This is a genomic window from Enterobacter cloacae complex sp. 372C4 (genome assembly GCF_050030615.1).
In the GTDB taxonomy this organism is placed as follows: Bacteria; Pseudomonadota; Gammaproteobacteria; order Enterobacterales; family Enterobacteriaceae; genus Enterobacter; species Enterobacter intestinihominis.
In genome coordinates, this window is the sequence record NZ_JBLGUQ010000002.1 from 290,304 (window position 1) to 311,859 (window position 21,556).

General features: G+C 49.3%; 35 protein-coding genes and 1 pseudogene. 11 read left to right on the forward strand and 25 right to left on the reverse strand.

Annotation, left to right across the window (positions count from 1 at the left end; translation table 11 throughout):
• Positions 1-56: 56 nt before the first annotated feature.
• A complete protein-coding gene (locus tag ACQG11_RS24535; RefSeq protein WP_032610476.1) occupies positions 57-1,262 on the reverse strand; it encodes a DNA-binding protein in 1,206 nt (401 codons plus the stop codon).
• A gap of 1,174 nt (positions 1,263-2,436) precedes the next feature.
• Between ACQG11_RS24535 and ACQG11_RS24540 the strand changes: the two genes are divergently transcribed.
• From ACQG11_RS24540 to ACQG11_RS24585, 10 genes are all read left to right on the forward strand, one after another.
• Entirely contained in the window at positions 2,437-2,820 is a 384-nt protein-coding gene (locus ACQG11_RS24540) for a hypothetical protein (protein ID WP_050596975.1), read from the forward strand.
• 10 nt (positions 2,821-2,830) lie between these two features.
• Positions 2,831-3,085: a hypothetical protein gene (locus ACQG11_RS24545; RefSeq protein ID WP_032610479.1), complete on the forward strand. Its 255-nt coding sequence runs from the start codon at positions 2,831-2,833 to the stop codon at positions 3,083-3,085.
• The gene (locus tag ACQG11_RS24550; RefSeq protein ID WP_032610480.1) at positions 3,085-3,501 is read left to right on the forward strand and encodes a hypothetical protein; all 417 of its coding nucleotides are present in this window, start codon (positions 3,085-3,087) and stop codon (positions 3,499-3,501) included. The genes ACQG11_RS24545 and ACQG11_RS24550 overlap by 1 nt, the downstream gene beginning before the upstream one ends.
• A gap of 117 nt (positions 3,502-3,618) precedes the next feature.
• Complete coding sequence (locus tag ACQG11_RS24555) at positions 3,619-3,900, forward strand: hypothetical protein (RefSeq protein WP_032610524.1); 282 nt, start codon at positions 3,619-3,621, stop codon at positions 3,898-3,900.
• Positions 3,901-4,085: 185 nt separating this feature from the next.
• Positions 4,086-4,640, forward strand: coding sequence for a hypothetical protein (locus ACQG11_RS24560; protein WP_015063016.1), 555 nt, complete (start codon positions 4,086-4,088; stop codon positions 4,638-4,640).
• Positions 4,641-4,699: 59 nt separating this feature from the next.
• Entirely contained in the window at positions 4,700-4,948 is a 249-nt protein-coding gene (locus ACQG11_RS24565) for a hypothetical protein (RefSeq protein WP_050596976.1), read from the forward strand.
• A 124-nt stretch (positions 4,949-5,072) separates the two neighbouring features.
• Positions 5,073-5,405: a DUF5417 domain-containing protein gene (locus ACQG11_RS24570; protein WP_032610481.1), complete on the forward strand. Its 333-nt coding sequence runs from the start codon at positions 5,073-5,075 to the stop codon at positions 5,403-5,405.
• A 44-nt stretch (positions 5,406-5,449) separates the two neighbouring features.
• On the forward strand, positions 5,450-6,019 hold the full coding sequence (locus ACQG11_RS24575) for a hypothetical protein (protein ID WP_032610483.1): 570 nt from the start codon (positions 5,450-5,452) through the stop codon (positions 6,017-6,019).
• Between the two features lie 23 nt (positions 6,020-6,042).
• Positions 6,043-6,393, forward strand: coding sequence for a hypothetical protein (locus ACQG11_RS24580; RefSeq protein WP_032610485.1), 351 nt, complete (start codon positions 6,043-6,045; stop codon positions 6,391-6,393).
• A 39-nt stretch (positions 6,394-6,432) separates the two neighbouring features.
• Positions 6,433-6,639: a hypothetical protein gene (locus tag ACQG11_RS24585; RefSeq protein ID WP_044255297.1), complete on the forward strand. Its 207-nt coding sequence runs from the start codon at positions 6,433-6,435 to the stop codon at positions 6,637-6,639.
• 233 nt (positions 6,640-6,872) lie between these two features.
• Here ACQG11_RS24585 and ACQG11_RS24590 read toward each other — a convergent pair whose 3' ends face one another.
• From ACQG11_RS24590 to relB, 3 genes are all read right to left on the reverse strand, one after another.
• On the reverse strand, positions 6,873-7,031 hold the full coding sequence (locus ACQG11_RS24590; protein ID WP_064758473.1) for a type I toxin-antitoxin system Hok family toxin: 159 nt from the start codon (positions 7,029-7,031) through the stop codon (positions 6,873-6,875).
• A gap of 70 nt (positions 7,032-7,101) precedes the next feature.
• The gene (gene relE / locus ACQG11_RS24595; protein WP_000323025.1) at positions 7,102-7,389 is read right to left on the reverse strand and encodes a type II toxin-antitoxin system mRNA interferase RelE; all 288 of its coding nucleotides are present in this window, start codon (positions 7,387-7,389) and stop codon (positions 7,102-7,104) included.
• On the reverse strand, positions 7,389-7,628 hold the full coding sequence (gene relB, locus ACQG11_RS24600) for a type II toxin-antitoxin system antitoxin RelB (RefSeq protein WP_000534858.1): 240 nt from the start codon (positions 7,626-7,628) through the stop codon (positions 7,389-7,391). Before relB ends, relE begins: the two co-directional genes overlap by 1 nt.
• A 24-nt stretch (positions 7,629-7,652) precedes the next feature.
• Here relB and ACQG11_RS24605 point away from each other — a divergent pair.
• Positions 7,653-7,769, forward strand: a pseudogene (locus ACQG11_RS24605) (hypothetical protein); the annotation flags it as partial.
• A gap of 121 nt (positions 7,770-7,890) precedes the next feature.
• Here ACQG11_RS24605 and ACQG11_RS24610 read toward each other — a convergent pair.
• The 21 genes from ACQG11_RS24610 to ACQG11_RS24710 form a co-directional block, all read right to left on the reverse strand.
• Positions 7,891-8,814, reverse strand: coding sequence for a cation diffusion facilitator family transporter (locus ACQG11_RS24610; protein WP_000167917.1), 924 nt, complete (start codon positions 8,812-8,814; stop codon positions 7,891-7,893).
• A gap of 199 nt (positions 8,815-9,013) precedes the next feature.
• Entirely contained in the window at positions 9,014-9,586 is a 573-nt protein-coding gene (locus tag ACQG11_RS24615) for a cytochrome b/b6 domain-containing protein (RefSeq protein WP_001515348.1), read from the reverse strand.
• A 475-nt stretch (positions 9,587-10,061) separates the two neighbouring features.
• Positions 10,062-11,300, reverse strand: a complete 1,239-nt coding sequence (locus ACQG11_RS24620) for an IS110 family transposase (RefSeq protein ID WP_003030308.1) — start codon at positions 11,298-11,300, stop codon at positions 10,062-10,064.
• Positions 11,301-11,720: 420 nt separating this feature from the next.
• Positions 11,721-13,061: an ISNCY family transposase gene (locus tag ACQG11_RS24625; RefSeq protein WP_000589001.1), complete on the reverse strand. Its 1,341-nt coding sequence runs from the start codon at positions 13,059-13,061 to the stop codon at positions 11,721-11,723.
• 433 nt (positions 13,062-13,494) lie between these two features.
• On the reverse strand, positions 13,495-14,100 hold the full coding sequence (locus ACQG11_RS24630) for a hypothetical protein (protein ID WP_015063019.1): 606 nt from the start codon (positions 14,098-14,100) through the stop codon (positions 13,495-13,497).
• A gap of 237 nt (positions 14,101-14,337) precedes the next feature.
• Positions 14,338-14,619: a hypothetical protein gene (locus tag ACQG11_RS24635; RefSeq protein WP_022652345.1), complete on the reverse strand. Its 282-nt coding sequence runs from the start codon at positions 14,617-14,619 to the stop codon at positions 14,338-14,340.
• Positions 14,620-14,739: 120 nt separating this feature from the next.
• A complete protein-coding gene (locus ACQG11_RS24640; RefSeq protein ID WP_162859439.1) occupies positions 14,740-14,916 on the reverse strand; it encodes a hypothetical protein in 177 nt (58 codons plus the stop codon).
• A gap of 10 nt (positions 14,917-14,926) precedes the next feature.
• Entirely contained in the window at positions 14,927-15,280 is a 354-nt protein-coding gene (locus ACQG11_RS24645; protein WP_022652347.1) for a hypothetical protein, read from the reverse strand.
• A 229-nt stretch (positions 15,281-15,509) separates the two neighbouring features.
• Complete coding sequence (locus ACQG11_RS24650; RefSeq protein ID WP_426728918.1) at positions 15,510-15,716, reverse strand: hypothetical protein; 207 nt, start codon at positions 15,714-15,716, stop codon at positions 15,510-15,512.
• 34 nt (positions 15,717-15,750) lie between these two features.
• A complete protein-coding gene (locus ACQG11_RS24655; protein ID WP_022652349.1) occupies positions 15,751-15,975 on the reverse strand; it encodes a hypothetical protein in 225 nt (74 codons plus the stop codon).
• A gap of 49 nt (positions 15,976-16,024) precedes the next feature.
• The gene (locus ACQG11_RS24660; RefSeq protein WP_022652350.1) at positions 16,025-16,228 is read right to left on the reverse strand and encodes a hypothetical protein; all 204 of its coding nucleotides are present in this window, start codon (positions 16,226-16,228) and stop codon (positions 16,025-16,027) included.
• Between the two features lie 569 nt (positions 16,229-16,797).
• Positions 16,798-17,289: a DUF3085 domain-containing protein gene (locus ACQG11_RS24665; protein ID WP_015063020.1), complete on the reverse strand. Its 492-nt coding sequence runs from the start codon at positions 17,287-17,289 to the stop codon at positions 16,798-16,800.
• Positions 17,290-17,293: 4 nt separating this feature from the next.
• Positions 17,294-17,605 (reverse strand): DUF957 domain-containing protein, encoded by a 312-nt coding sequence (locus ACQG11_RS24670; protein WP_022652352.1) that lies wholly within the window; start codon positions 17,603-17,605, stop codon positions 17,294-17,296.
• 185 nt (positions 17,606-17,790) lie between these two features.
• Positions 17,791-18,192 carry a hypothetical protein gene (locus ACQG11_RS24675; protein WP_022652353.1) on the reverse strand — a complete coding sequence of 134 codons (402 nt, stop codon included), beginning with the start codon at positions 18,190-18,192 and terminating at the stop codon, positions 17,791-17,793.
• Between the two features lie 84 nt (positions 18,193-18,276).
• Complete coding sequence (locus tag ACQG11_RS24680; protein WP_022652354.1) at positions 18,277-18,525, reverse strand: hypothetical protein; 249 nt, start codon at positions 18,523-18,525, stop codon at positions 18,277-18,279.
• Positions 18,526-18,558: 33 nt separating this feature from the next.
• Positions 18,559-18,795: a hypothetical protein gene (locus tag ACQG11_RS24685; protein ID WP_022652355.1), complete on the reverse strand. Its 237-nt coding sequence runs from the start codon at positions 18,793-18,795 to the stop codon at positions 18,559-18,561.
• Between the two features lie 155 nt (positions 18,796-18,950).
• Positions 18,951-19,559, reverse strand: coding sequence for a DUF6012 family protein (locus tag ACQG11_RS24690; protein ID WP_022652356.1), 609 nt, complete (start codon positions 19,557-19,559; stop codon positions 18,951-18,953).
• 30 nt (positions 19,560-19,589) lie between these two features.
• Positions 19,590-20,114 carry an HNH endonuclease gene (locus ACQG11_RS24695; RefSeq protein WP_022652357.1) on the reverse strand — a complete coding sequence of 175 codons (525 nt, stop codon included), beginning with the start codon at positions 20,112-20,114 and terminating at the stop codon, positions 19,590-19,592.
• Positions 20,115-20,147: 33 nt separating this feature from the next.
• A complete protein-coding gene (locus ACQG11_RS24700; RefSeq protein ID WP_022652358.1) occupies positions 20,148-20,456 on the reverse strand; it encodes a hypothetical protein in 309 nt (102 codons plus the stop codon).
• Positions 20,453-21,151 (reverse strand): hypothetical protein, encoded by a 699-nt coding sequence (locus ACQG11_RS24705; RefSeq protein ID WP_022652359.1) that lies wholly within the window; start codon positions 21,149-21,151, stop codon positions 20,453-20,455. Before ACQG11_RS24705 ends, ACQG11_RS24700 begins: the two co-directional genes overlap by 4 nt.
• 138 nt (positions 21,152-21,289) lie before the next feature.
• Positions 21,290-21,514, reverse strand: coding sequence for a hypothetical protein (locus tag ACQG11_RS24710; protein ID WP_022652360.1), 225 nt, complete (start codon positions 21,512-21,514; stop codon positions 21,290-21,292).
• Positions 21,515-21,556 lie beyond the last annotated feature (42 nt).

Consider the following 21,556-nt stretch of genomic DNA (forward strand, 5'->3'; position numbering starts at 1 on the left):
TTCTCCTTGACCTGTGGTGGTAACCGACCCTACCGGGTGGAGGGTCGGTCAGAAAATCATGCCTGGCCCTGTTGCTGCTTTTCGGCATGCTTACGCAGGTACTGCGTGAGATTGCCGTGGGCTTCACAGATGGCATTCATCTCATCATTGGTCAGCACTAAGGTGTACGTATCGTCGCTGAGGTTCTTAGCGGCACGTTGTTCTGCTTCTTCCGCAATACGCGAAAAAAGCGGGATTGCCGTGTCCGCAATCGTCGTCACGGTCTTTTTGTTGAGTACGCTGGAGACCGATACAGTTTTAGGCTCTGGCGTTTTGATCGGATCTTTCGCCTTCGGCTCCGGGGTGTTTTCCGGAGTTGGCTCCGGGTTGGTCCCAACATTCCCGTCCACCAGCTGCGGCGGGGTGGTCTCATCCGTAGTACCTTCGACGGATGTTTGTTCCGTCACGGTGGTTTCAGGGGTGTTTGCGTTCGTTTCCTGCACGACCGGCGCTTTCGGCTGCATGGCTGCATCAATGTTGCCAGCTTTGACGAATTTAAGGGTTTTGGCCGTAGCCTTGCCATAGACGTCGATGGCTTTGGTGATATTATTCACGGCCTTATCGCCGCTGTAGAGATATTCATCCAGCGCGACATACATGCTCACTTCCCCTGTCACCAGCATAACCTGGAGGGCTTCAGGCAGGTCCAGGACGCGAACCATCTGACGCAGGTGCTGTTCTGTTTTACCGCGACGCTTGGCCAGTTCTGCGAACGTTTTAGGTTCTTCAGCATCTTCGACCATCCGTTTGATGGAGAGCGCCTCAGCCACGACAGACAGAGCCAGATTAGAGTTACCGTCCAGCGTAAACTGTTCGGCACTGGCGCGGCTACCGCGAAACTCCTCGCAGCGAATTAACGAAATCAGTTCACGCCCTTCCTCTGCCAGCTCGATGTTTGCCATAGCGGCGGCGCGGATACGACATGCCCCCTGACGCAGAACAGGACGACCATTCAGAACCTGCACGACGATAGCTGGTACGCTTAAAGGCTCAGACTTATAGGACTCTTTAAGACTGTTCAGGTGGGCTACCACGTGGGGTAAGGAGTAGTAGCTTTCTCCCATGCCAGCGGTACGGGTGTTAAAACCTTCTTCCTCTTCGACCACTGCCGGGTTGATGACCAGACCATTGCTTTTGCGTGCGCCGTTACCGGAACGCTCCAGGTAAGTGCGCAGGCTGATATCGTTGTTAGCGGTTTTTACATCATTTTCGATAGTGGACATTGTGGCCTTCCTTTTAAATTTTCGTTTAGGGTGGTTGTTCGCTACAACACAACAATACCAGGTTCGATTCATTTCCTAATAACCTGAGGCGAAAAAAAAAGTAACTTTTTTTCCCGTGGTAATAGTACGTGATCCGTCCGTTTTAATTTTTCGCTAAGGAGGCCAAATTTAACTTTAGTGTGAAATCGGGTACCAAAAAGCCGGAATTTATCGAAAAAGTTACTTTTCCGTCTGCAAGAACCCACAATAATGCAGAACCGTCAGCATGAAAGGTGTTACATGCGCTGAAGGGAAGATGAGTAAGAGGGGAACTGCGGCGTCACAAGGCATCTAAAGTTACTTTTCCAAAATATGGAATGGCAATCTATCTATCGCTATAAAAGAATAACCGGGATCACTGTCGAACATCTCAACGCGGGGCAGGTAGAATGAGGGAATTAAAATCGGGCCAGGCTAAATCTGCCCGGCCATCGGGAAAGGATACGGCGGCATGGGTCTTACACGAGATAATGCGAATGTATGGTCTTTTCCGGTTGCGACTGTTGGGTTTCTTTCTCACCTGTGGCTAACCGTCGGTATTCGGCGTCACAAAACATCCGTAAGTTGGTAAAGACTTTCTCCATAAACTCAGCGTGAGCAAACGACTCACCCGGGGATTGTGTACGTTCTTTCATACATTCCTTTTTAATCATGTCGACACCTTCGGCACAGGTTGCAGCGGGTACGTCAGCGGGTCACCGGCTGGCGCTGATAATTCGTGAATCCGGAATAGTATTCTACCCTGTTCGCATGCCACATCTGGTCGATAAGCGGGGAATTTCAATCCTATATTGAACCCAGCGACCACCGCAGGGAGAAGGGGCACATTCTCCCCCGCTCTTCTTCCGTCTGCGGGAGGTCACACTCGGCGCGGTGTCCCCGGGCAGAATCATGCTGTGACGGCTGGCGTCCATATCAAGATGTCAGCTCCTGGATTAAACCGCCTCCATCTTCTGTAAATGCAGGGGCTAATGACTGTGTGCAACTGAATTTACCGCAGCATCCGTCCTGTATAAAAAATCCTCAAAACGTTGTTTTCTATTGTATTGACAATAGAAGTTCAGAAGATCATAGTAATCCCATGGCGCGGCATCCGCACCAACGCCCCGGCGTTTCCGGGCATAAGGTAAGCATCATGACCCACGATATCGACACCCTCATTCGTCTGTCCCAGCATAAGTCCCACATCGTCGCTGTACGCCGCCTGCAACTGGCCTTTGAGCTAGAGCTGCGCGACGCAAAAATCAACTCACGTGACGTCGCTGATGCGCTGGCTACCTTGAATGCGGCTATCAGTCTGGAAGAAGAGCTGAACGGCTCTGCGTATGACGATCTGCATTTTGACCTGACCGATGGCGCGAAAGTCGACGCAGCCGAACTGGCAGCGTACCGGGCACAGAAACCGGTGGCTTCCTGCATCGTGGCCGATGGCAGCATTGTGCCAGACGGTTTCGGTGATTACTGCGAGCCGCTGGCAGATGGGGCGCATGACTTGTTTGTCCGTCCGGTCTCGGCATAAGGAGCGATCCATGAGCAAAGAGACTCTGTCACTGGCAACCCGTTACGCAGGCAACTCCTCTGTGATTTCGGAAATGCAGACAGCGCTGGACGTAATGCCGCTGGTGACGGAAGCCGTTCAGAGCGTGTGCGAACGGGTTGAATGTGAGCCCACTGAATTTCTGGACGCGATGGCGCTTGTAAAACGTTTCCTGCTGGCAAAACAAGATGAACTCCGTGCGGAAAGCGTTTCAATCCGCAAGCAGCTGGGTGAGATGGGGGAATAATGATGATTAAGGCTACTATCAGCAACGATGCGCTTCGCACCCGTATTCAGGCGCTGCGTAAAACCAGTGCAAACACCCTTGTCAGCACGACGAAATTCGACGCTGATGCGCTGGAGGAGCTCCTGCGCCTGCGTACCGCAGTGAAGCTGAGACGAGTACGCGTGGTCCAGAGTGGCACCTGCGACTGCGAGGAGCCCTGTGAATGCATGCCCGGGCTGTATGTAACCGTCGACTCCGGCGTGGGTCACGGCCAGGCGGTCTGGACTTACCGGGACGACGGAAAATCCGGTCTGGCGTACTGGTGCGAATTTATGGGACTCGCTCCATTCTGGGCCGAAGACCAGATGAATGCCGCCGAACTGCTTCGCGAGAAGCTGGCCTGGCTGGGTGAACATGTCGAGGTGGTCCCGTGGTAATGAAGCTGTATTGCCCCGAGTGCCTGGCGTACCTTGAAGGGGGGGATGGAACGCTACAGGACTGTCACTGCGGCTGGAAACAGCCGGTCAGCTCTTCCACTGAAGAGGGCGATGATCATGACGCTGACTAACGCCCAAATTTATACTCTGCGTCGGCTGAATACCGGAACCCGCTACCTGATGCAGGGCAACGGAAAGAAAGGGATGGAGCAGCGTCCAGATTGCCTCAGTACGCTGGGATATTTTCCGGTTAATGCCCCCAGTCTGCCGCCCCTCTTCCGGCTGGGCCTGATTGAGTTCACTCTGAAAAGTGGGTTAGAACAGAGCTGTTTCTATCGCGTACGGCTGACCGGGCGTGGGCAGGAGTTAGCCACAACGGCGGTGATCTCGGTGGGCTGACTCAGCCCGCTGCTGCACTGCGCATTACAACTTTAACAGTCTGATTTAAAAAATAAATACAGCTATCAGGTGGAAAAAGCACCCGTTGTTTTGTATTGACAAAACAACTCTGATTCTGTATATTTAATCACACAGCGGCACTCTGGCCGCACGCCCCGGCGTTTCCGGGCATACAGGATAACCCCATGAAACCGATGCTTAAATCCGCTTTCTTCTCAGCTGTTAAATCACTCCTCACCAACGGCTTCAGACCAACCTTCTACACCGTTAACTGTGGCCGAATCGGCATTATCGCCTTTACCGATAAAAACGGTTCTAAGCAGGTTGAACAGGTCTATTCCTGTACCTCGCTTGCCGTGAAGACCATTGCTCCCCGTTTCGAAAAGTGGTTTGCTGCTGCCGTGGCGGAATTTCATGCGGCCGCAGCTGAGACTCTGGAGTCGGGCCAGCGGGTCCTGGACAAGGGTACTGTTCGTACCGTGACGGGATTTCGAAGTGCATTCATCCGCAGCGCTAACGGCACACCCCGTGCCCAGGCACGGACTGGCGTAGTCATGCTTGATCATCGGCACGAAGTTATGGCCGGTGATCTTGTTCGAATGGCTGACAATCCATCAGACACCGTCGTCCATAATACAGACCAACAGCCTGACCAGACAATTCATTCTAACGTGCAGAACGTTTCCGTAAACCTCGCCACAGGACTGGCCCCTGACCCGACGGTTTCAACAGCGACATGACACGGCTGCACTCTCCCCCTGGGAGCCGCACTACGCGGCTCTGTTTGACCGAGAACACTATGACCGATAACAATGAAAAGCACGTTAACGCGATCCATATGAAGGGCAACGATAACGCGAAAAAAGATGAGGCCGACAAAGCAACGGCACTGGTCCAGATGCGTATGACCCCGGAGAAAAAATCACGCTATGTCCGTGAGGCGAAGCGTAATGGCCTGACTATCTCGGCATGGATTCAGCGTCATATGGATCAGGTATGTGATGAGTCAGACGTAAACTATCTAAAGAAAAAGGCTGGCGAGCAATAGGCGACAGTCCACCAGCAGCAGCGAAAAGTTACTTTCCCGGTTGCCTGAAAAGGACCGCATACTGCAAACACAAGGTGTGAACATCACACCCCCGCCCCGGCGGCTCCGGGCAAAGGAGTATCCAATGAAACTTTCCCGCCAGACCACGAACGACACTGCTGTTATCGAAGGTACCCGCAGCCACTTCTGGGGTCGCTCGCTCTACTTCATCATTGAGAATGCGCCCAGGGCACACCTCGTCGCTATTGATGAATTGCTGGATGCAGCGGGTTGGGAAAGCGATCACTGTCCAAACTACGAAGATGACGATGCGTTTGGGCATGCCGGTTACAGCTGCGGGTACATGATTGAGATCGATGACGTGGCACGCTTCAGGGCTGACTATAAGCGCCTCAAAAAGCAGATTGCCGCCCATATCGCCGCCCAGCGTAAAGCCGCAGCCAAACAGACGGCATGAATTTTAATGCAAGCGTTGAGCCTGCATCTAAAAGGAACTGTGCAATGACCGAACAACTATCGGATGAAAAACTGCACCAGCTGGAAGGTGCTGCCGCAAATTACCGTACGACATACCAGGCGCACCTCGCTAATCCACTGGATGGCTCCGCAGTACAGGACTGGGATGAAGCGACCCGTCAACTAATGGCGGTCATCAATTACGATGAAGCCAATATTATCGCGCACCTACTGGCTCGCCGGGATGCAGATCTTGCCAGGCATGAAAGCGACATGACCCGGGCTATCGCAGCTTGGCAGACGGCATCCGTGAAGCTGTCCGAGCAGGCCAGCCAGCAACCAGAATTCCACCTCCGCCGTGTTGGTGGGGACGAGGAGCTCTATGCCCCTTGTGGAAAAGATTATCCACGGGGAAGAGCGTACTACGTTAAGCCGGTAGTGAGCCTGGTTACCGTAAATTGTCCGCCCTGCGACCAATGCTTTGATTCTGCCGACGCCGCAACGGCCTACCGGGATGAGCAGTGGAGACATGTGCTGAGTGAAGCTGGTGTGCTGGTTACGCCGGGGGAGACAGCCCCGGTTCAGCCCACTGAAGACAAGCCGCTTTCCAAATAGTGCGATTGAAAATGAAAACGAAGATGAAACAGCCCAAATCTGCACTTCAGAATGCGATGAAGGGCGAAGAGCCTGCGAGCGTACAAATTCAGATGCGTGCCACTGTAACAAGAAAAGAACGCTATAAGGCGCAGGCAATTCAGGAGGATCTGAATTTAACCGAATGGATGGCGAATCATCTGGACGCCGTCTGTGACGCCGCCGAAGGAAAGGCATCCGTCAGCATCTTTTCCCCGGTTGTACCGGAGAAGATCCCAGACAGCGTCTACCAGGTCATCTATCAGGAATGCGGCGGGTTCGTGGACTGCGATGCGAATGCCCAGACGATCTGGAATGCCTGCCGCCAGGCCATTCTGAAAAACGTGAAAGACTGAATACCCGGCGTCATTTTACCGGATGCAGCAAGGACAAACATGACCATAATTGAACGCCGTGCAGAGATGCGCCAGACGGCCATTAAAGCTCTGCTGGATGCTGAAGAAGCACTGACCGCACTGGCTATGTCCTATGAGCTACAGCCCAATGAGAAGACCAGTGCATGTCATCCACAAACCAGTACTCTCTCCACGACCAGCCAGGTTCGGAAATTGCGGCGGGTCCTCGAAAAATTGAGGCGTTGAGAATTAAACAGGACGCAGGAGGAGGTACCCAGTGCGAGCCGCAGCCGTTCTGGGGAGAATTTTAATCCGACGGTATTCCACTGAGACTGTTGAATGCCTTGGGTAATTGAGTGGCGGTCTGCCACCGAACGGAAGGAAAAAAGGGTTTCCCCGACCGGAGAAACCCTTTTCTAAAGGTGCTATTGGCTTGCTGGCCACATCTGAATCGAGGGGGGTTACCCCCCCTCTTTCAGCTACTTACCGGATTCGTAGTCCATCACAGCCGACACTTCCCGCGTACAGTCTTTCAGCCGCAGTTCGCAGAGCGAATTGCGCGTAAGCCAGGTGAATATCAACAGCGTAAGACATACTATCAATACGCACAAAACAACGGGTTGGTTCGGCAGTTTCATGGCTTCTTCTCCTGTCAACGCAAAGCAGAAGTGTCACCATCGGTGCGAAACAGAGATGTCATGCTTTGGTTCAGAGAATGCGTTTGACCGCCTCGCTATATACTTCCGAGCGTTCTCTTTTCCCAACAGAAATCACGAAAACGACAACTTTCTCGTCTATAACCTGGTATACAAGGCGATAGCCTGAAGACCGGAGCTTAATCTTGTAACAATCAGGCATACCACGGAGCTTGTTTGCTTCAATCCGGGGTGACTCAAGTACTTCAACCAGCTTCTTTTTCAACTGTTCACGTACCGTCGAGCCCAGCTTTCGCCATTCCTTTAGTGCCCGCTCGTCAAAATCCAGAAAATACGCCATCAGAGTTCATCCAGCGTCACACGTACTGGCTTAGGATTACGAAGTCGTTCTTTCACTATCTCCACAAGTTCAGCATCTTCATCACTCAGGAGTGTCTGTTTGAACGGCAAGCGTTCATTGTCAGCGATATACTCGAGCATGAGACGAAGCGCTTCAGAAGGAGTTACGCCCATTTTTTCAAGCGCGGCGTAAGAACGCGCTTTAAGTTCATCGTCAATACGTAGGTTAATGCTACCCATGTCTTACACCCCTTGTAATTACAAATGTCATTACAAGTATCGCACTACAACATGCTTAGGGCAAGTCACGAAGTAAGTCAGAAAGTAGTCGTAAGAACGGTGATCACTGTCCGCTTTGTGCCAGAAGCGGACTTTTTAAAAATATTGCGTGCCCAACAATTGGGCGCAGGTCACATCAAGTACCCTCAGAATTATAGAGAATACCTGAAATTTTTGTAGAGCGAGGTTTGTTACCCTGCCCGACCAGCGACATGTGGTTAGTTTAGTGATCAGAAATGTCGAGCGTTTGGTCGTTCATTGACGCGGGATCTTCCAACGGTTCCACATGAGTGGTGATATGGATAAAAGGCAGTGCGGTGCGGATATCATTCTCTATACGCTCGGCCCAGTCGTGCCCATATTGAACAGTCCATCGCCCAGGAACTAGGATGTGCATTGTCATAAACGCCCGCCCGCCAGCCTGGCGTGTACGTAGTGCATGGAAATCAAGCCCCTGTTCACGATATCCTGCCAGCAGTGACTCGATTTTTTTGAGTTCTTCCGTGGGTAGCGATACGTCCATCAGACCTGCAGCTGAACGACTCATAAGCTGATAACCAGTCCAAACGATGTTGGCTGCGACCAGCAATGCAACGATCGGATCGACCCAAAACCAGCCGGTCAGATAAACCAGTCCGACACCAAAAATGACACCGACCGACGTCCAGACATCGGTCAGCAGGTGATGAGCATCTGCCTCAAGAGTGATAGAGTTGTGCTGCCTGCCAGCCCTTAACAAAATGCGAGCCGTCACAAAATTAAGGATTGATGCGACTGTTGAAACCAGTAATCCGAGACCAATCTCCTCAAGCGGCTGTGGAGTTAACATCCGCTCAACTGCGGTATAGGCGATACTGGCTGCCGCCAATAGGATCAGAAATCCTTCGAAAGCACTCGAGAAATATTCGGCTTTGCCGTGCCCATATGCATGGTTCTCATCGGCCGGAAGCGCAGCCAAGGTCAGCATCCAGAGCGCCATTAGGGCTCCTGCGAGGTTAACTACGGATTCGATGGCATCAGATAGCAGACCGACCGAACCGGTCATTTTCCACGCCACACCTTTGAGTCCGATAGTGGCAATAGCCGTGGCAATGGAAAGCCAAGCGTAGTGCGTCAGCGGACGAGGTAACCCTTTTGTTTTAGTCATTATTAACTTCCTAAAATAGGACGACTAACTCACATTTCTATCCATGATAGATAATTAAACAATCATTTCGCCATGAATATTTTTTCGTTTTTATTAAATTTAATTAAAAAGTCTCTGCAAGTGCTGTTTCATCTTCTAGTAAACTAAATTTTATTTTTAGGGTTTTCTTCAACTTGAAGTAATATTATCTCACAACAGATTAGTCACTTAGGTTAACTGAGCGGCTTTTATATTTTTCAATTAAAATATGCAAAACTCCCATTGCACCATGTGCATAAAAATAGACCTCAATGAAAGTAGTAAAGAACTTATGCCAGTGGATTACTGTTTCAGCCAGATTTGACTGCATGGTATTCAACAAGAACCATAGGCCACCTGAAAGTGCTACAATTAGCAATGCTAGAACTCCAAATCCTTGGATTGTACTGGCAATACCTCCCGAATGTGCATCGGGCAGTCGGAAACTAGTCAACGTTTTTATATCTTGCTTAATACCACTAAAGTCAAGCCCTACCCATGAAAAATAATAAGTAAAACCTCTTTGAGTAAGCATCCAACTTAACATAATAAAACCACAAATAATCAGTCCTAACCCTGAAATAATGTGCATCCAGGTTATAACTCCTTCAAGACTATGTTCACCAATTGCTTCGGTCTCTGTCAGATTAGAGTTAATAATTTGTGATAATATTAGAAATGCCACAATGATGTGAAGAATACGAAAAAAAGGAGCGTAATCATGGGGTAATAGATTCCAGAGTCGCAATTTCATTAATGAGTCCTTAGTAAATTTATCGATGATCTTAATCATACAAAAGAATTATTAGGATAACCTTAATTCTTAAAATTGCAGCAGGCATTAGTTCACCTCTGATATGGCCACTTGCGAAATGGGAATGGTAACTGTTATTACTATGTGTTTACTTGCTGTTCTTGTTACGCAGCCCCTTAAACACATTACTTTCAAATATGATTTCCTGCTGGGTTTAAATATGTGTCTTTCTATAGTGCGGCAACCTATTTTTACACCAACTCATGAATTAAATAAGAATCATAAATTAAATGAGAGGTTTAATTCTCTTGCTTAACGCGATGATATTAAATGGAAATTTTAATTTTTGTAATTTATTAAACAGTTAGAATGAGACATGGTAAATACGATCTTCCTTTAGATAATTCTGATAGCACTTTTTCTACTGGGCAGTCTGCAATGTCCGCTTCACGCCCTGAGACATTCGACAAGCTTTTTATGGCTTCAGTAAGGGCGAGTGGCGCGCTTCGAGAGCCAGCAAATATTTTGCTTCATCGTACTGGGTTCTGGCCTTCCAGCAGCGGTAAATGATCCTTATCCATTTGAACGCCAGTGCCCGGATCGCAGACTGATGAGATTTGCCCTTCTCTCTGAGGCCCTGATAATACAGTCTGGCCCAGTATGATGAATTAACCGTCTTGGCAGCCCATTCAACAAAGGTTTGCCTGACGAACTTGGCACACTGCCATCGCCAGTGAACCCAGGATTTCTGGCCACTTCGTTCTGTCACCGGTGCAATACCTGCGTAGTTTTGAATTTCTTCAGCGCTGTTAAACCGGTCACGGTTATCACCAAGTGCAGCAAGCATTCGTGGGCCCATACACGGCCCCATGCCCGGAAGTGATTTGAACAGCTCCGCATCTGGCAATGTGTCAAACAACGCTTCGATTCGTTCGTCATAGGTTTTGATGATTTCACTCACGACTTTAATTTGTGTCGCCAGTGCTGTTGCCATCAAAGCATTAGCCTCTATAACGCTCGGGTCTGTAGTCAATGGGATCGCGTTATCAATACTCGCAACACGTTGCTCGGTAAGAGCCATTGCGCGGCCACCTTTGGCATTCAGAAAGTTGCGGATCGTGTCGCGCCTCGCTCGTTTCAGTTGTTGCAGACTGGGCCACCGGATAATCAGCTCACACAATAGTAAGCTACCCCGATGTGAGAACCACTCCAGTGGCTGAGGATAATACTGTTTAAGTGTGTTGATTATCCGGTTCACAAAACGGCGTTTATCTTCAACCAGCTGACGGCGCTGCTCAACCAGTTGCTGGAGTAACCGGATATCCGCATTGTCGGGTTCAATGGCTTTTATCTTTTGGGGATAACGCAGCATTAACTCTAATGCCAGCTCGGCATCCTGCGGGTCATCTTTAGCGCCGCTGGGCGAGAAGGCCTGCCGGTAACGAGCCAGGGACAAAGCGTGGACGGGGAAAACGGTGATAAATGGATATTTCTGAAGAGCATACACCACGGGACCTTTCTTCAGCTCAACGGCGATAGCGATCCTGCCTTTTACCTTCTGGTGTAACTCGGTAAGCCAGACATCAAGTGCTTCCGGCGTATGTTCAATCACATGGAATGTGCGTTCACCGTTTTTAAACTGAACACAGACATCGTGCTTTTTATCTGCCCAGTCCAGACCAACGTGCGCAGCAAATTGATTAGTCGCAGTCATCACCAACTCCTTTTTATCGGGGATTGGTATGCATTCCACGCTCTTCGAAAGAAATATAGCCAGCAGTTTATCTGCATGCCCTGAGTATTCGTTAGCGAACGTGGAGCACCCACTGGCTCGAAAGAAAAGCGGCGATCATCACGTGATTCTCGCTCAATATTCGTAACCAGTAAGCGCATACCCTGAATCACTTAAAGTGTAATTCTCAGGGTGCGAATGACTATATCTCGCTCTTAGCGGACATTAGCATAGGCTATTTACCATAACGCCGCATTACGCGTACCGCTCAGACGGCCTGAGCGCGTTTCTGACGTGTCCCCGTTAAAAACAGTAACAAACCACCCGAAAATGCACGCCAGAAACGCTACGTAAGAATCTATCCTATGACTGGATATGCACTCAACTGAATAACGCCTGGTTTCAGTCCATTTTATCGGGATCAGCCTTCTTTCTGGGTAATTTAGGGGGCTTCACTTGCTGATTACTTTGCGTGCGGCGCGTGAGCCAAGGATGGTCAGCTTTAGGTTTTACGTAGAATTTTGAGCGTAAATCAAAACGGGCATTATCCACACGTTCATGGACACTTTTTTCATCATCCAGTGGTATAGGCTCCGGGCCATCAACATATTTTTCCCATCCCAACGCTTTCCCATCATACAGAACCTTAATTTCACCGTTAAAGCTTTCGCATACCGTGACAACCGAATGCCGAAGTCGATATCCCCGGCCTTCACTGCGAATCTGAAACGCACTGCTTTTGTACTGGAAAGTGAGATTTTTGGAGAGAACGCGCTTCGCCTGGAGGCTGAAGATATAACCCAGTTCCTCTTCAGAATGGTGTACATCAAGATGGGCGTTATCAGCAATACGAGGCGGCGTAGCAAACCGGTTGTTATAGGCTTCAATAAAGGTCGGCAACCATGCGTTTGCTGTTTCAATATCACTGATACCCTGAAGCCGCATTTCTTTGACCAGCCTGTCCTGCAGTGTCTGATTGGCACGCTCTACCCGCCCTTTTGCCTGCGGGCTGTTGGCATGGATTGGCTCGATGCCCAGTGTCTTTATCGCACGTGTGAACTGAGTCAACTCTCCTTCCCGCTCCGGGTTATTTACTCTGAATATACTGTGTCTGTCAGAATAGAGAGCCAGTGGTACGCCATGATCATTAAGGTAACCCCGGAGGGTTTCCATGTAAGCCCGGGTTGTTTCTGCAGGAGCGAATCGTAGCGCCATCAGAGCGCTGGTAGCATCATCGATAAAGACTATCAGTGTGCATTTGGGGCCCCGACCTTCAAACCAGTCATGAGGCGAGCCATCAATCTGGATGAGTTCACCGTAGGATGGGCGCCGCATCCGGCGCTGATAAATTCGGGCAAACTTACGACGACGTTCGCGCCATATGCCCTCCTCTACCATCCACTTCCTGAGAGTTTCAATGGATAAACACAAGCCGTGTATCTCGCGCAATTTTTCGCACGCAAGCGTAGGTCCAAAATCAGCGTAGCGGCCTTTGAGGAGTGAAATTACTGTTGCTCTGAATTCGGTAGAAAAGGAATTATTGGGACGCTTTCCACGTCGGCGGGAAACTAGACCAGAAGGCCCTTCATTTCTATACCGTTGCACCAGACGTTTAACCTGCCGAATAGAAATGCCAATGCGTGCCGCAGCTTGTTCCTGAGTAATATGGCGATTAAGTGACTCCTGAATAATGTGAAGTCGGTCGAGTTCCTTATGACTCATCGTAACAGTCTCTTTGATCATGAAAAATCCCCCAGAGAATTGTCTGGGGACATTTTAGAATGGTTCAAAGGGGACATTACAGCTTGGTGTTAACACATGGCTTCTTCTCCTTGCATTTTTGCAGGTAAGAGGCTAACCTTTAATGTGACTAGCATCAGGGGCCTCGGGTTAATTTGAAAAAATTACTCGGGGCTTTCTGCTTTTTACCACAGTCAAACAGTGATTCTGCTGGCTGGGGCAAAAGCCTCCAGCACCGAAGCCATTATACCACCCAGCCCCCTTCAAACGAACAGGTCGACCGCCTAAATATTTAATAAGTAAGTATTTCAGGTTTTGCTGCCTCGCAGGCCGTAACAGCGGACGGCTGACGTAATCGCTGACGAAACAGACGGATGCAAATCTCTACACTCAACGCCGCCAGCCCGTCCGGTCCCCCGCTTCTTTCCGGCTGTAATCAGTCAGTCTTCGAACCCGCGATCAGTGACAAACGGTGAGCACGAACACAACTGTGCATTAGGCTATCCGGGTAATGGGCGATTTTCTCCAGTTTCTCATCGAGGCGGGTATACGTCAGTCGCCTGATTTTCGTTAGTTCCTCGTGAAGCCAGCGTTTGATAAAGGGATTGCTGGAAAGCAGCACCAAATCGGAGTCCTCCACTTCATCAAAAAGCCAGACGGGTTTTGCCGGAGTAAGACGATAGAGCCAGGGACGCGAATAGTCCCCCGTCGCAATCAGGAACCAGACAACAATGCCAAGTGCGAGCTCCATGACCAGCATCAGGGTAAACTGAATATCCCGGACGTCAGGCTCTCCGGTAAAGCTCATCAGTCGGTCGCCAGTTGCCACACGCTGGATAATACATACCAGCATCAGCAGAGCAAGCAAAAGCCCCATGAGCAGCCCGCCATTCACCTCAAAAGTAGCTTTCTGGACGCGATCAGGCGGTACCTGTCTACGGTAGCGGCCGACCACTTCGCCGATCAGTTCCCTGATGGCCATGCGTTCTTCATCGACCGTTGTTGCGGTATATCCGGACGGGTCCGATTCAGTTTGGTTCATGTACCCTCTCCTCACTCTGAAAATTAATGGTCACAGACACGCTGATCATACCCGGTGAACGGGAGCTAGTTTGCGGGTTAAGGGCTCGAAAAAAACGGGATTAAAGAGGGAAATGACAGCAGGAAGGTGGGATGCAATGAGCTGTTTTGTTTCCCTACAGTTAAGTGGGGGGGGGAAACTGCCATCACCGGAATACGCTGAGAACGGAACGGGCCAAACCGATAAGATGGACGGGCGCTATTTTGATTCCAATATTCGGGATTTTTCTTCCCGCGTCGCCAAACGGGCACTTCCGGAACGGTCGCGGATGAGTAGCGGCTTATCTTTTTTCCAGCTACTTATCGCCGTTTCCCCGAACCGACGCGGCGCATTGCGGTTCCAGCTGGCGATAACGTGGTTATCGTAAACCTCCTGAATAACGACAGAATGAAGAGTTACTGTCTTAATGGTGGTATTGCCCATTTTGGTTCGGAAGAGTGACCAAACGGTCATCCCCGCCTCCAACTGACTGAGTTTCATCTTTGCTCCGGTGATATCGGGGAAGTCGACGTGGTGACGTATTTAATCATAATCACTCACAGCGGATAATGCCGCCAGGTAACAGGGTACTGTCAGCCCAGGCATGAGCAGTCCTTACGGCTATCGTGATTCGGCCAGTGTGCGGGTAATAGTCGCACGCTGACGCTGACGCTCAGCCTTACGCTGGCTGCGGCGGTAAAGCGGTTTCGCAGCAGCATAACGGCAATCCTCCGGGTAGTACCAGCAGCAGCCACAGGGCTCAGGCTGCGGTTTTCCGGCAAGTCCAAATGGTTTCATAATGTCACCTTTAAATGGAAATATTGTTCAGTTCCCGGCCTTCAGACACGGGTTCATTAATGAAGCGGCGTTGCATAAACAGGTACAGATAACCCTCTGTCGAGAACATACAAAGATTCTCAGTAATACAGGCATCGAGATATTCTGTGTCGCTCTGGAGTCGTTTAATGACGCTCATCTGGTTAGCCGCCGACTGAATCAGCGGATAGCCATTAACAGCACGATGAATACCTGAGCGGAATAACGAACGAGCCTTTCCAATCTTTTCCCGGGCAGCGGTCATTTCCATCTCGATAACCGACTGTCGCGCAAGATTAATAGCATCGCCGGATAATTCCGCAAAGCTGACCAGAGACTTATTCATCTAAAACTCCTTTCAGAAATGTGAACTCATTATATCAATACGGCCTCTGGCCCAAATAACCCGTGGTGAAATATTTTGACGAATATCTGAAAAGTGAAAATGGCAACCGGGAAAAGGACGGGTTTTATTTTAAGTGTGCCGATGACGTCTGACAGGGGAATTAAATTTGACGGTCTTTGATTTAAAAAAAGGTAGAAGGAGGTCACCTGGACACCTCCTTCTCCGGCGCTCAGTTTGAGAATACGTTAACGCTGTAGCGTCTACCGAGCACCTCGGCAGTGGTATCCACAATTCTCTGAATATCATCGGTAATCGCGGGTTTACTGAATGCGACAGTATGCAGTTCGCCAGCTTGTTCCGCCGTCGCGCCATCATGAAAGCGGCTGGCATCGTACAGCTGGACCCGGAGCGTCCGGGTGTGATCAACATGGGGCAATGTTCTTCTCCTGTTCAGCCAGTCGCCATAAGCGTTAATAATCACTTTCTTCCGGTTGCGGCTGAGTGACAAACTGGTACTTTACTCCATTAGGGACACCAACGGCTTTTGCTACGGATTCACACAGCAGCGACAGGTCATTCAGCGTCATCGGATATTCGATGTCGACTGAATATAGGGCCCCGGCATTCTCGGCGTCTTCGATGTTTTTAAACTGGGCGCTGAAAATGGCGACGGTAGAAATTTCAATGTTGTGCATGAGTCAGTCCTTATGAAAAAAAAGCCACCGAAAGGTGGCTGAGTAAAAGTTACTGCGCCTGGCTGGCCTTGTCCGCATTTTTGGTGTAACCAACTCGGGCAATGACGACGGCAATTGCAAGGAGAGCAGCGAGACCGCCGTAGAATACAGATCGGGAAACATCGGCGAACATATCGCTCAAGTTATCAACGCCGAGGAGAAATACACAGATAATGACGATAAAGCGAACTGGTTTGCTATAAAACAATTTCATCAGTAGCTATCCTTCTGGGGTGAAATGACAACAGCATTACACCACATCAGATACCGTTTTTTTTTCGCTAACGGGCCTATTTTGACCAGAAAAAAATAGCGCCTCAGGGTTGGCAATGGCGAGGTTCTTTTCGAGGTACCTGTGGTCATCCCGTCCTGATATCAGAGAGAAAAACGGTTCCAATTGAAAAATTTAGTCGCGTTCGATGGACCTCAGGAGATCACTCCCAGTGGCGCTCAGCTTGACCTGATAATAACTTCCCGGTAAAGGCCGCTGGGACGGATTGGCCAGCTCAACCAACCCAAGCCGAAAGAGGACCGGGGTGCTACGGCATCGCACATCATCCGATGCCCCCCTATACATCCGGCATTCCCGGGCCCGACGAAATTCACCGCAGATCTCATACTGCGTTCCGCTTGCCAGACGATGCAACACATAGATTTGGGCCTGTGTAAGCGGGGAAATAGGTCGCTTTGTGTCAGCCATAATACTCCTTTTAAGGTGGGTCTGTTCGGCTGGCTGAAAGATCAGGGACAGACCATGTTAGACCGATACAGCCTGTGACTCGTTTATCCATTCACCAGCGTTATTTTTGTAGGGGATACTTTGAGACTAAAAGCCTTAAGTTTCTTTTCGATTGCGAGTTCAAACCACTCAAGCGGTACTGTAACTGTACTATCATCTCCTCCCATAATCTGATCAGACTCATAATTCCAATCTTCATCAAGCGACGGATTCATTCCACGGGCATAGATAGCTGTATCTCGGGAGACAGGACTTCCATCCAGAGAAGCATTGGTAATCAGACAGACGCCATGGCCTTTTACCAGAGTAATCTGAGGGGTCAGACGGGTCTGAACCATATGCTTTGGCGATGGCCAGAAAACTTCCCCTGCCAGGCAAGCTTCTTTTTCCGTCTTACCAGCTTCGTTAAGAGGCACCCCCCCCGGATAATTTGTTGGCTCAAAAAGCTGATCAACGGTTGCAAGGAATTGATCCGCTGACTGGATTTCTTTAAGCAGTTTTTTTACCCCTGAAATCTCGAATGTTAATCTGCTCATCTGATTATTCTCCGCAATCCGGCGCTAGCATCAAATGCTTGGTTGCCAAGAGCAGCTCTTTGACGTCAGCAGGAGAAACCTCCCCATTGCCTTCGACAGCGTCCTGTAAACGCTGACGCGTCGCCTGAATCGTATCAGACGACAGAGATGCAAGTTTGCTCAATACCGCGTTAGCTTTTTCCACTGCGGGATACAGGGCTTCTGAGGTGGTATTGTCTACATCATTATCGAAGACCAGCTCAGACTCCATATTAATATTGTCTTCAAGCCAGCTAGAAAGAATATCAAGAAAAGACATGACTTTATTAATCTGCATTTTTTTGCCCTCGGTTGGTGTAAACCCAATATAACAAACCGACTCTCCCGGCTAATAACCCAAAGAGCAAAAAAAAAAAAAATAGATAAATTAGATAGGACAGAATTTAGTTTAAAAAGGTGTAAAGACAGACCCGCTATAAATAAACTCAGCACTGAAGGAAAAAACCTTCCATATCGGAAGGCTTATGGTGCATCAGGTAAAAAATACTGCTGCTTCTGGAACGCGACGAACGTCGCGAAAACAGCTATCAACACTGCCATGAAGTAAACCAGGTATGAGCCGGATTGCCAGATATTTACGCCGAAAAAAGAAAGTAACTTTCCGTCCGGGATAATAGAAAAAGCCAGGTTCCATAATCCGGTCAGTACAACCTGAGCGATAATCATTTTTCCCAGCGCACCCAGTTCCTGAGTTGCATACATTGCAGCCATTACAAATGTCAGAACTACCACAAGGAGAGCAGACAAAGCCACAACCGAAATGCTCAGTCCGACGGACGTAAATATAATGGCTTCTTTAAAAGCCAGACCTGTAAACCCCCAGATCAGAATGACTAAAATGAAAAACAACAGGATAAATTTCATTAAAATTGCGTCCCTCTTTCAGTGGTAGAATCTGGCTACGATGTCAAAGGCCAGCCTACCACTCGCAGAATGTATAACATGAGGTTAAATACAAATCCGTTCACAGGCCCGTTTCAGTGTTTCTTTGGTATGACATTGTGTGGCCTGATTTAACTGTGTCCGGATATGCTGCTCATCATGGCCGTCAGCAACAAAGAGTTTGATTTTACTTTCAAGACGGCTCATTGCTTCGTACAATTTTGCTTCTTTATTGTTCTTCATGAAGCGAAGAACGTAATCCGCAATAATATGCACAGGCGGTGTTTTTATTTCACGGGAGCGATTGCTGGTCATGATTCTTTCCAATTTTTTGTATTGAAAATACCGTTATACGGTGCCACCACATTTAAGCCAACCTTTTCCGGTTGTATAAGAAATGCGACCGTCCTTAATTAGCGATTGCAAACGGCGGTCAAGAATCCGCAATGGTTGCGGATTGCTTTCCCTAGCGGCAATCCTGTGACACTCTGCTTTGATTTCTCCGGCAAATAATGTCGCGAACGGCTTAGGAACCGGGGTTAGAACTTCGATGAGTGCCTTGTCCAGCGCCAGATATTCATCCATGTTTATGTCCTTACACATAATAAACTAACTATGATTTAACTAATTATACCGAATCGGGGTACGAACCGAATAACCTACAGGTTGGAAAATCAACTTCCCCGGTATATCCATTGAGAGTCTGTCAGCCTGTGCAACGACATCAGGCTGATCGCCACTCACCCGCTAATAACAATGGCCTGCTCCGGTTGTGGCTGGCGATCCCCCCGCAGTGCCTCAGACTCCCTGAGACGGGCTGATGGCATCGTCATTGCCTTAAACCCCTCTTCCCGCGTACGCACCAGCATCCCCCACGAATAGGTTTCACAGACATCGTTCTCTAAATTGGGTTCGGTCGACAGCAGGGACTCCATCTTCGGTTCGATGTGTACCGGCGCAATGTTTTTATAGACAGGGTGAACACGATACTCTTCAGACGCCTGTGCCCGGTAGCTCCCTTGCGCCAGCAGCACGTCATGGGAAACCAGGTCATATTCCGTATCTTCGACAAAGGTCTTCAGGGTGTGCGTTATTTTGCCGTATCCTTCAATATTCCAGACGGAGACCATCGTAAACTCTTCTAACGCTCGGGGAATTTTGACCAGAAATCCATTCAATGCCTTGCGACCCTTCAGCATACCCACCAGGTATTGCTTGTTCGGATAAGGGCGCATCGCAACCAGGTCATTTCCTGTCAGGTGAAGCGACAGTTCCGTGACGCTCACGGAATCCAGCGTGCAGAGATTTCCCATCGGATGCAGGATTTTAGGTACCAGGTGTAAAAACATCGTCATTATCCTCGTTTATTATGGTTTCAATTATTTCGGTGTCGCTTGATACATTTCGAACCAGAAGACAATCGGCTTCTCCGTGACTTCAATTAATCCAAATCGCTCTGCGGTCCTGAAGTTGACGCTGTATGCCCTGGCGCGTTCTACCTGGCGGCTTATTTCTTTCCGCATTCCTTCAACACTCAATGCACCTTTAAAGAGATTGCAGGGGGCGCAAGCCGGAAAAAGATTTTCGATTGCATGCAGTTCAGGATGCATGACCTTACCGGTACTTCGAGCCTGGTGTGTCACTCGACTTCCAGCGGGGGCTCTGACCATTTCAAAATCCCGCCTCACCGGTTCAACATGATCGGCATGCCAGCCTTTTTCCGGCAGAGTACAGCCGCAATAGGCACACCGACCACCAAATTTCAAACGCAGTTCGGCTCGTTGCTCTTTGGATATTTTATTTTTGGGCTTTGAAAATCGCCCATCATCAGATTTAACCTTCGGGAGGAGTTCTGAAAAATTGGGTAATTCGATTACTGAGCCTTTGTTATTTAGAACTTTCACCGGACCTCCCAACCATATTAAGACGGTTTTTTATTAAATTTCCTGAATTAGTTTTCGGATTTTAATCAGGTGTGGTCGGCTTAATTTACATAGCTGTTCGGTCGCGGCATCCAGAGTGGGGAATACATGGGCCTCATTAATATCCACTGTCCAGTATTTCGCCTTCCCTTCCCCCAGATCAGATTCAAAATAATTTCGCTTTACTCCGACCTGCTTTGGTCTTCCATTTATCCTGATAATCTCGTGCCGCTCATCGAAGATAAAACCATCACCGACTAACGTCAGAAGAACAAAAGGACCTTCGGGTTTTTCCGTACCCAGCGAACTCACCTCATTATTCATGCGACTTCCCCAGCAATGCGCTCAAAATTGATTACCCACACCCACGGGTTGGCCTGCCAACTGTCTTCTCCATAGGTGTCTTTCCAAAGGCTGCGGAAGCCAAGAAAATGCTTATCGCCAATAACACAACATTCGGTTGGGGCTCCTTCAGCTTTCGCATCCTCTTCGCTGATGCTGTTTAACCGCTCTACTCGCAAATCGGTGATTTCCAGTACTATACGGCTGGCCCAGCGAGGCATATGGATAGAAGGTGTCCACGCACCTTCGAACTTCATATTTTCTGTACGGGGCTTCCAGTCGGCCTCATCAGGGATCGACCACAGCCCATAATCCCCCGAACGCTGTTCACAGCTCGCACGGTAAATGCGGGCTGCTTCAGATCTGTCCATCACAATGTTGTCATTCCAGTCCACCGCGCACGCATCTTCATTCCCGAGCAAGGAAAACGCTTCACGTACAGTAATACGGTCGCCAACTACACCGTACGGACAGGCGCGAAGCGCCGAATTTGGCTGAGTTCCTGTTGGAAGCCACCAGTCATGCGTATGCCCACGATGTCGCGGTGTTTGCGCAGGCCTTACCGACCATTCAGGTGAACTGTACTGAGGCTCTATAATCCGCCGCGTCTGTGTTTTCTGGTTTGCCAGAATTGCCCTGACCATTTCATCTTTAAAAAGCATTCCACGTGTCTTCACTGTGGTTTCTCCTTTCACACATGGTTCACACATTGAGAAGCCTATCCATCTTTATTCGCCCATCCCTGGAAACGACAGTCGTTACACGGTCGCGGGACTCTACATCCCTTCCTGAAAACGTGGTGTACACACCCCGAATTAATCTTCATCCGCTTCCACTACCGGCTCGGTCGTAATTTCATATTTCACGCAACCAGGTGCATCCAACGCTTTCGCGACAGACTCACACAGCAATGACAAATCATTCAGGGTCATCGGATATTCAACTTCCAGGCTGTAAAGTGCATTGGCGCTGGAGGCAGTGGCCTTGTCAGCGTGGCAGGCATTAAAAATGAAAACGGTATTTTTTTCTTGAATAGTCATAGTGCAATCCTCTGGATAATTAGCCCTGTTTTCAGGACGGTT

What these genes read in the sequence shown, in the direction of transcription:
- relB (WP_000534858.1), bottom strand. Translation starts at nt 7,628, where the DNA reads ATGGGTAGCATTAACCTACGTATTGACGATGAACTTAAAGCGCGTTCT.
- ACQG11_RS24665 (WP_015063020.1), bottom strand. Translation starts at nt 17,289, where the DNA reads ATGAGCAGATTAACATTCGAGATTTCAGGGGTAAAAAAACTGCTTAAA.
- ACQG11_RS24635 (WP_022652345.1), bottom strand. Translation starts at nt 14,619, where the DNA reads ATGAAACTCAGTCAGTTGGAGGCGGGGATGACCGTTTGGTCACTCTTC.
- ACQG11_RS24710 (WP_022652360.1), bottom strand. Translation starts at nt 21,514, where the DNA reads ATGACTATTCAAGAAAAAAATACCGTTTTCATTTTTAATGCCTGCCAC.
- ACQG11_RS24585 (WP_044255297.1), top strand. Translation starts at nt 6,433, where the DNA reads ATGACCATAATTGAACGCCGTGCAGAGATGCGCCAGACGGCCATTAAA.
- ACQG11_RS24560 (WP_015063016.1), top strand. Translation starts at nt 4,086, where the DNA reads ATGAAACCGATGCTTAAATCCGCTTTCTTCTCAGCTGTTAAATCACTC.
- ACQG11_RS24565 (WP_050596976.1), top strand. Translation starts at nt 4,700, where the DNA reads ATGACCGATAACAATGAAAAGCACGTTAACGCGATCCATATGAAGGGC.
- ACQG11_RS24675 (WP_022652353.1), bottom strand. Translation starts at nt 18,192, where the DNA reads ATGAAATTTATCCTGTTGTTTTTCATTTTAGTCATTCTGATCTGGGGG.
- ACQG11_RS24690 (WP_022652356.1), bottom strand. Translation starts at nt 19,559, where the DNA reads ATGTTTTTACACCTGGTACCTAAAATCCTGCATCCGATGGGAAATCTC.
- ACQG11_RS24620 (WP_003030308.1), bottom strand. Translation starts at nt 11,300, where the DNA reads ATGACTGCGACTAATCAATTTGCTGCGCACGTTGGTCTGGACTGGGCA.
- ACQG11_RS24575 (WP_032610483.1), top strand. Translation starts at nt 5,450, where the DNA reads ATGACCGAACAACTATCGGATGAAAAACTGCACCAGCTGGAAGGTGCT.
- ACQG11_RS24670 (WP_022652352.1), bottom strand. Translation starts at nt 17,605, where the DNA reads ATGCAGATTAATAAAGTCATGTCTTTTCTTGATATTCTTTCTAGCTGG.
- ACQG11_RS24590 (WP_064758473.1), bottom strand. Translation starts at nt 7,031, where the DNA reads ATGAAACTGCCGAACCAACCCGTTGTTTTGTGCGTATTGATAGTATGT.
- ACQG11_RS24615 (WP_001515348.1), bottom strand. Translation starts at nt 9,586, where the DNA reads ATGAAATTGCGACTCTGGAATCTATTACCCCATGATTACGCTCCTTTT.
- ACQG11_RS24680 (WP_022652354.1), bottom strand. Translation starts at nt 18,525, where the DNA reads ATGACCAGCAATCGCTCCCGTGAAATAAAAACACCGCCTGTGCATATT.
- ACQG11_RS24545 (WP_032610479.1), top strand. Translation starts at nt 2,831, where the DNA reads ATGAGCAAAGAGACTCTGTCACTGGCAACCCGTTACGCAGGCAACTCC.
- ACQG11_RS24535 (WP_032610476.1), bottom strand. Translation starts at nt 1,262, where the DNA reads ATGTCCACTATCGAAAATGATGTAAAAACCGCTAACAACGATATCAGC.
- ACQG11_RS24700 (WP_022652358.1), bottom strand. Translation starts at nt 20,456, where the DNA reads ATGAATAATGAGGTGAGTTCGCTGGGTACGGAAAAACCCGAAGGTCCT.
- ACQG11_RS24570 (WP_032610481.1), top strand. Translation starts at nt 5,073, where the DNA reads ATGAAACTTTCCCGCCAGACCACGAACGACACTGCTGTTATCGAAGGT.
- ACQG11_RS24685 (WP_022652355.1), bottom strand. Translation starts at nt 18,795, where the DNA reads ATGGATGAATATCTGGCGCTGGACAAGGCACTCATCGAAGTTCTAACC.
- ACQG11_RS24625 (WP_000589001.1), bottom strand. Translation starts at nt 13,061, where the DNA reads ATGATCAAAGAGACTGTTACGATGAGTCATAAGGAACTCGACCGACTT.
- ACQG11_RS24655 (WP_022652349.1), bottom strand. Translation starts at nt 15,975, where the DNA reads ATGCACAACATTGAAATTTCTACCGTCGCCATTTTCAGCGCCCAGTTT.
- relE (WP_000323025.1), bottom strand. Translation starts at nt 7,389, where the DNA reads ATGGCGTATTTTCTGGATTTTGACGAGCGGGCACTAAAGGAATGGCGA.
- ACQG11_RS24660 (WP_022652350.1), bottom strand. Translation starts at nt 16,228, where the DNA reads ATGAAATTGTTTTATAGCAAACCAGTTCGCTTTATCGTCATTATCTGT.
- ACQG11_RS24610 (WP_000167917.1), bottom strand. Translation starts at nt 8,814, where the DNA reads ATGACTAAAACAAAAGGGTTACCTCGTCCGCTGACGCACTACGCTTGG.
- ACQG11_RS24555 (WP_032610524.1), top strand. Translation starts at nt 3,619, where the DNA reads ATGACGCTGACTAACGCCCAAATTTATACTCTGCGTCGGCTGAATACC.
- ACQG11_RS24630 (WP_015063019.1), bottom strand. Translation starts at nt 14,100, where the DNA reads ATGAACCAAACTGAATCGGACCCGTCCGGATATACCGCAACAACGGTC.
- ACQG11_RS24550 (WP_032610480.1), top strand. Translation starts at nt 3,085, where the DNA reads ATGATGATTAAGGCTACTATCAGCAACGATGCGCTTCGCACCCGTATT.
- ACQG11_RS24640 (WP_162859439.1), bottom strand. Translation starts at nt 14,916, where the DNA reads ATGAAACCATTTGGACTTGCCGGAAAACCGCAGCCTGAGCCCTGTGGC.
- ACQG11_RS24645 (WP_022652347.1), bottom strand. Translation starts at nt 15,280, where the DNA reads ATGAATAAGTCTCTGGTCAGCTTTGCGGAATTATCCGGCGATGCTATT.
- ACQG11_RS24580 (WP_032610485.1), top strand. Translation starts at nt 6,043, where the DNA reads ATGAAACAGCCCAAATCTGCACTTCAGAATGCGATGAAGGGCGAAGAG.
- ACQG11_RS24540 (WP_050596975.1), top strand. Translation starts at nt 2,437, where the DNA reads ATGACCCACGATATCGACACCCTCATTCGTCTGTCCCAGCATAAGTCC.